This window comes from Finegoldia sp. P1-F-LS, assembly GCF_052932205.1.
Window position 1 is genome coordinate 68,638 of the sequence record NZ_JBRFJH010000007.1, and the last position, 6,488, is coordinate 75,125.

Sequence of the window (6,488 nt, forward strand, 5' to 3'; positions counted from 1 at the left end):
AATTGGGAGGTTTTATGAAAATTTTAGTTGTAGGTTCAGGTGGCAGAGAGTTTGCACTTGGACGCAAAATAAAATCTTTTGATGAAAGTAGGAAAATTTTCTTCGCTCCAGGAAATGCTGGAACTGAAAGTATCGGAGAAAACGTAGATATTCAAGCAGACGATTTACAAGGTCTACTTGAATTTGCAAAGATTAATAATATTGACTATACAGTTGTAGGCCCAGAAAATCCATTGTGTGATGGGATTTCAGATTTGTTCGAAAAAAATGGGCTTAAAATATTTGGACCTGTAAAAGAAGCTGCGGAATTTGAAAATTCAAAATCATTTACGAAAAAATTCTTGGAAAAATACGATATCAAAACAGCGAAGTATTTGGAAAGCAAAGATTTTGATGAATCTTATGATTTTGCAAATAAATTGTTGGAAGAAAATGGCAAAGTTGTAGTTAAAAGAGACGGACTTGCAGCTGGAAAAGGCGTCTACATTGTAGATAATTCTGATGATTTGAAGAAAATCTTAAAAGATGTACTAGAAAAAGACAACATGGTTGTCATTGAACAATTCCTCGACGGATTTGAAATGAGTTTGTTGTGTTTCACTGATTCGAAGACAATTCTTCCACTTCCAACTGCGAAGGATCACAAGAAAATTTTCGAAAGAGAAACGGGAGCAAACACTGGTGGCATGGGAACTTATGCTCCAAATGTCGAAGCAGAAGTGTTCGTAGATAAAATCAAAAATAGCGTATTGGATAAAATTCTCACAGGATTAAAAGAAGAAGACATTGATTTTAGAGGATTGTTGTTCATTGGATTTATGATAACAGACGATGGAATTTACGTTTTGGAATTCAACGCAAGATTTGGAGATCCCGAAACTCAAGTTGTGCTTGAACTTATAGACAACGATTTGTTGGATATTATGATGAAAACAAGCGAAGGAAAATTATCCGATGTCGATTTGAAAATAAATGACAATAAGGCGCTTTGCATTGTACTAAGTGCTGGTGGATATCCAGAAAGTTACGACAAGGGCGATGAGATAACAATTTCTGATATGGATAGTTATGTTTTTCATGCAGGAACGAAAAAAGTCGACGGAAAAATCGTCACAAATGGCGGTCGTGTGTTAAATATTGTAAATTCTAAGAAGAATTTCGATGATGTTATTAAGGCTTGTTATGAAGATATAGAAAAGGTGGATTTTAAAAACATGTATCACAGAACTGATATTGGTCCTAGAGTAAAAAGAGTTTATGTCAGAAAAAAAGACGAATACGATTATGAATCTAAGGAAAAGAAAAAGCAAATTGAAAATTTACTTGGAATTGATTTGGATAAATTCGTAATTTACAAGAGATACGATTTGGAAATTAGCGATGATAATTTGGCGAAAATTGTCGACACTGTCCTTAGCGAAAAATCTGTAGATGATGTGTTCTACGGAGAAGATGCGTTGAAATTACAAGCTGATATGAAAAACGCAATCGCTGTAGAATATTTGCCAGGACAATTTGACCAAAGAAAACAAGGTGTGCTTGACACAGTAAGCTTGATTTTGGATGAAGATGTCGACTGCAAGACTTCGACAGTTTACGAAATCGAAGGCGCCAGCAAACAAGATTTGGCAAAAATCGAAAAATATTTGGTAAACCCTGTTGACAGTCACAAGGTTAATTTGCTTGGAATTCCAACAACTTTGAAACAAGAAAATCCTAAGAATTTGGAAAACGAAACATATACAAATTTCAGAAATATGAAGGATGACGAGCTTCAAAAATTTGTCGACGATCATTCGTTGGCGATGAATGACGAAGATTTGAAATGCATCAGAGATTACTTCAAATCGGAAGACCGAGATCCAAACGAAACAGAAATCAAGATTTTGGACACTTACTGGTCTGACCACTGTAGACACACAACATTCAACACTTTCTTGGATATTGAATTCAATGCAAAGACCAAACTTGACGAAGCAATTCACAACAGTTTTGAAGAATATTTGAAAGTTAGAGAAGAATTAAAAATAGAAAAACCAATCAATCTTATGAGTTTCGGAACGATCTTGTCCAAATACATGAGAAGCAAAAACGAGTTTGATGATTTGGAAATTTCATCTGAAATTAACGCTTGTTCTGTAAAAATCAAAGTTCGTGTAGAAGTGGACGGAGCCTATGAAACAAGAGATTATTTGTTGATGTTCAAAAACGAAACACACAATCATCCAACAGAAATCGAACCATTCGGTGGAGCAAGTACTTGTTTGGGTGGAGCAATAAGAGACCCACTAAGCGGAAGAGCATTCGTCTACCAAGCTATGAGAATCACAGGAGCAGGAAATCCTCTTACTTCATTGGAAGACACGATGGATGGTAAACTTCCTCAAATTAAAATTACACAAGAAGCTGCGAAGGGATATTCTTCCTACGGGAACCAAATTGGTTTGGCAACTGGATTTGTGGATGAAATTTACCACGACGGATACGTTGCTAAGAGATTGGAATGTGGAGCTGTTATGGCAGCTGCGCCAATTGAAAACGTAAAAAGAATTGAACCAGAAGAAGGAGACATCGTAATCTTACTTGGCGGAAGAACTGGACGTGACGGAATTGGTGGAGCGACAGGTTCATCAAAAAGCCACAAAGTTACAAGTATCAAAACAGAATCTGCACAAGTTCAAAAAGGTAACGCACCTGAAGAAAGAAAAATCCAAAGACTTTTCAGAATTCCTGAACTTGCAAGTTTGATCAAAAAATGTAACGACTTCGGTGCAGGTGGAGTGAGCGTTGCGATTGGTGAGCTTCACGATGGTGTAGATATTTATTTGAACAGAGTTCCGTTGAAATACAAAGGACTCAAACCATTTGAAATTGCCATCAGTGAATCACAAGAAAGAATGGCATGCGTTATCGCAAAGAAAGATTTGGAAGAATTTGTAAAATATGCAGACGCAGAAAACATCGAAACAACTGTTGTTGCAGACATCACAGACACTAATAGAATGAGAATGTTCTACGATGAAGATTTGATTGCAGACATCAGCTATGATTTCATCAACACAAATGGTTCGGATAGAAACGCTGAAGTTGAAGTTGTATCAGAAGATGTTCCAGAAATTTTGACTGGAAAATCGGACGATGCCGACAAATTCTACGAAAAAGTTAAACAACTCAACATCACATCCAAGAGAGACTTGATAGAAATGTTCGACTCCACAATCGGAAGAAACACTGTTATCAATCCAATGGGTGGTAAATTGCAATTGAATCCATCACAAGCGATGGTTGCAAAAATTCCAACAATGGATGGAATTATGAAAACTGTATCCATGATGAGCTACGGATTTGACGCTGATTTGTCCGTACAATCTCAATACTTGGGAGGATACTACGCAGTTGTAGAATCAATCAGTAAATTAATCGCATTGGGTTCAGATAAAAACTTAATCAGATTGACATTCCAAGAATACTACGAAAAAATGCTAGACAAAAAAATCTGGTCCAAACCATTGAAGGCACTACTTGGAGCGTTCACTGTTTCTAAATATTTCAAAGCAATGCCAATCGGTGGAAAAGACAGTATGAGTGGAAACTTCGAAGACATCACAGTTCCACCAACAATGATTTCATTTGCAGTGACACACGAAGATGTCGACAATATCATTACAAATGATTTGAAAGGCAAGGGCAAAATAGGTCTTGTGAGAACACCTTACGAAGAAGACGGAACATTGAACCTTGAAAAATTGGAAGAAAATTTCGATTTTATCACAGAACAAATCAGAAACCAAAATATTATTTCGGCGATTGCATTGGACAAAAAAGGCTTGTTGTCAAATATTTTCGAACAATCTGTAGGAAACACTGGATTTAATATCAAATTTGATAATTTGTACAATTCAATGTACGGAAGTTTCGTAGTTGAATACATTGATGACGACGAAAATATCGAACACATCGGTGAATTTAGTGATGAAATCATCGTAAACGGAACAAAACTAGATACAGAAAAATTATTAGAAGGCTACACTCAAGTTTTAAATAAAGTATTCACACCAAAAGAAAAAATCGAATACAAACCAATTGAAAACAAAAAAATCGAACAACGTAGAATGAAATCCAAGAAGCCAACTGATACACCTCACGTTGTAATCTTGGCAGCTCCTGGAACAAACTGTGAATGGGATACATTGAACGCATTCAAAGAAAATGGAGCAGATGGAGAAATTGTTCTATTCAAAAACAGAAACCAAGAAGATATATTAAATTCTATCGATGTTTTGGCAGAAAAAATCAGAAAAGCGCAAATATTTGCCATTCCTGGAGGATTTTCACTAGGAGATGAGCCAGACGGATCAGCAAAGTTCTTGGCAAATATCCTAAGAAATGAGAAAATAAGTAGTGCGATAGATTATTTGTTGAACGAAAACGACGGATTGGTAATTGGAATTTGTAACGGATTCCAAGCCTTGGTGAAGACTGGACTTCTTCCTTATGGAAAAGTTACATCACCACAAGAAGACGATCCGAACTTGACATTTAACACAAACAGAAGACACATTGCGACATTTGTAGATACATTGTGCTTGACTAATAACAGCCCATGGACAAATGGAATTGACTTGAACAAAACTTACAGAATGCCGATTTCACACGGTGAAGGTAGATTTGTAATCAAAAAAGACAAACTCCAAGAACTTTTGGATAATGAACAAGTTTTCTCAGCTTACAAAATCTCTCCAAACGGATCGGACTACAATATCGAAGGAATTTTGTCCAGAGATGGTAAGATTTTGGGAAGAATGTGTCACACTGAAAGAATCGCAGATGATTTGTACAAAAATATTTACGACATCGACAAGCAAAATATTTTTAGAAATGCAGTAGAATACTTCAAGGAGAAATAATGAACAACGATATTTACCAAAGTCCATTAAACACGAGATACGCAAGCCACGAAATGAGCCACAATTTCAGTTCACAAGTAAAATTTGAAACTTTCAGAAGATTGTGGTTGGCATTGGCGAAATCCGAAAAAGAATTGGGACTTAATATTACAGACGAACAAATAAAAGAATTGCAATCACACATTTCAGACATCGATTTTGACAAGGCAGCTGAATACGAAAAAATTCTTCGCCACGATGTAATGGCTCACGTAAAAACATACGGAGAAGTGTGTCCAAACGCAGCGGGAATTATCCATTTGGGAGCGACAAGCTGCTATGTAACAGATAACACTGACATTATCGTGATGAGAAACGCACTTGAAATCGTAGAGAAAAAACTTGCGATTTTGATTAAACACTTGTCTGATTTTGCAATTAAATACAAAGATTTGCCAACACTTGGCTACACTCACTACCAACCAGCACAATTAGTGACTGTTGGAAAGCGTGCAACATTGTGGATTCAAGATTTTCTAATGGATTTGGAAGAAGTCATTTACAGAAAAGAAAATTTGAAATTGAGAGGAGTAAAGGGAACTACAGGAACTCAAGCATCATTTTTGAAACTTTTCGATAATGACCACGCCAAAGTAAAAGAATTGGAAAAGAAAATCATAAAAGAAATGGGATTTGAAAGTGCAGTTAGCGTGAGTGGACAAACATACACTAGAAAAATCGACTACCACGTGCTTCAAGTTCTATCCTCAATCGCACAATCAGCTCACAAAATGACAAATGACATCAGACTTTTGCAAAACAGAAAAGAATTGGAAGAACCATTTGAAAAAACACAAATAGGTTCATCAGCAATGGCTTACAAGAGAAATCCAATGAGATGCGAAAGAATTTCATCGCTTGCAAAATATGTGATGAGTTTGGTTCAAAATCCACAATTTGTGGCTAGCACTCAATGGCTTGAAAGAACATTGGACGATTCTGCAAATAAGAGAATGAGCGTTCCAGAAAGCTTCATGGCAGTGGATAGTATCTTGGAAATTGCAATCAACGTTACCGATGGACTTGTTGTTTACGAAAACCAAATCAAATCTCACGTTAATGAAGAATTGCCATTCATGGCGACTGAAAATATATTGATGGAAGCTGTAAAACGAGGCGGCGACAGACAGGAACTTCACGAAAAAATCAGAGAATATTCTATGGTTGCAGGTAGAAGAGTAAAAGAAGAAGGACTAGACAACAATTTATTAGAATTATTGGAAAAAGACGAAGCCTTTAATTTAAACAAAGACGATTTGAATTCACTTTTAGATGGCAAACTTTACATTGGAAGATGTCCAGAACAAGTTGTTGAATTCATCGAAGAAGACGTCAAACCAGTTATTTCAAAATACGATACAGAATACTCTGTTGATTTGAAAGTTTAAAAATATTAGAAATGCACATGGCAAAAGTGATCTGAACCCCAAAATCCGGAATACGGATGGAGGGGTTTTTGTATGCCAAAATATACAAAAGAATTTAAAATAAAATTAGTACTAGAATACTTATCAGGTAAATCTGGAGGCTATAGAATTGTAG

General features: G+C 36.1%; 2 protein-coding genes. Both read left to right on the top strand.

What is annotated here, in order from left to right; genetic code table 11:
* Positions 1 to 14 precede the first annotated feature (14 nt).
* Positions 15 to 4,907, top strand: a complete 4,893-nt coding sequence (locus ACU68Y_RS06885) for a phosphoribosylformylglycinamidine synthase (protein WP_446755643.1) — start codon at positions 15 to 17, stop codon at positions 4,905 to 4,907.
* Complete coding sequence (gene purB / locus ACU68Y_RS06890; protein WP_446755642.1) at positions 4,907 to 6,334, top strand: adenylosuccinate lyase; 1,428 nt, start codon at positions 4,907 to 4,909, stop codon at positions 6,332 to 6,334. The genes ACU68Y_RS06885 and purB overlap by 1 nt, the downstream gene beginning before the upstream one ends.
* Positions 6,335 to 6,488: the final 154 nt, after the last annotated feature.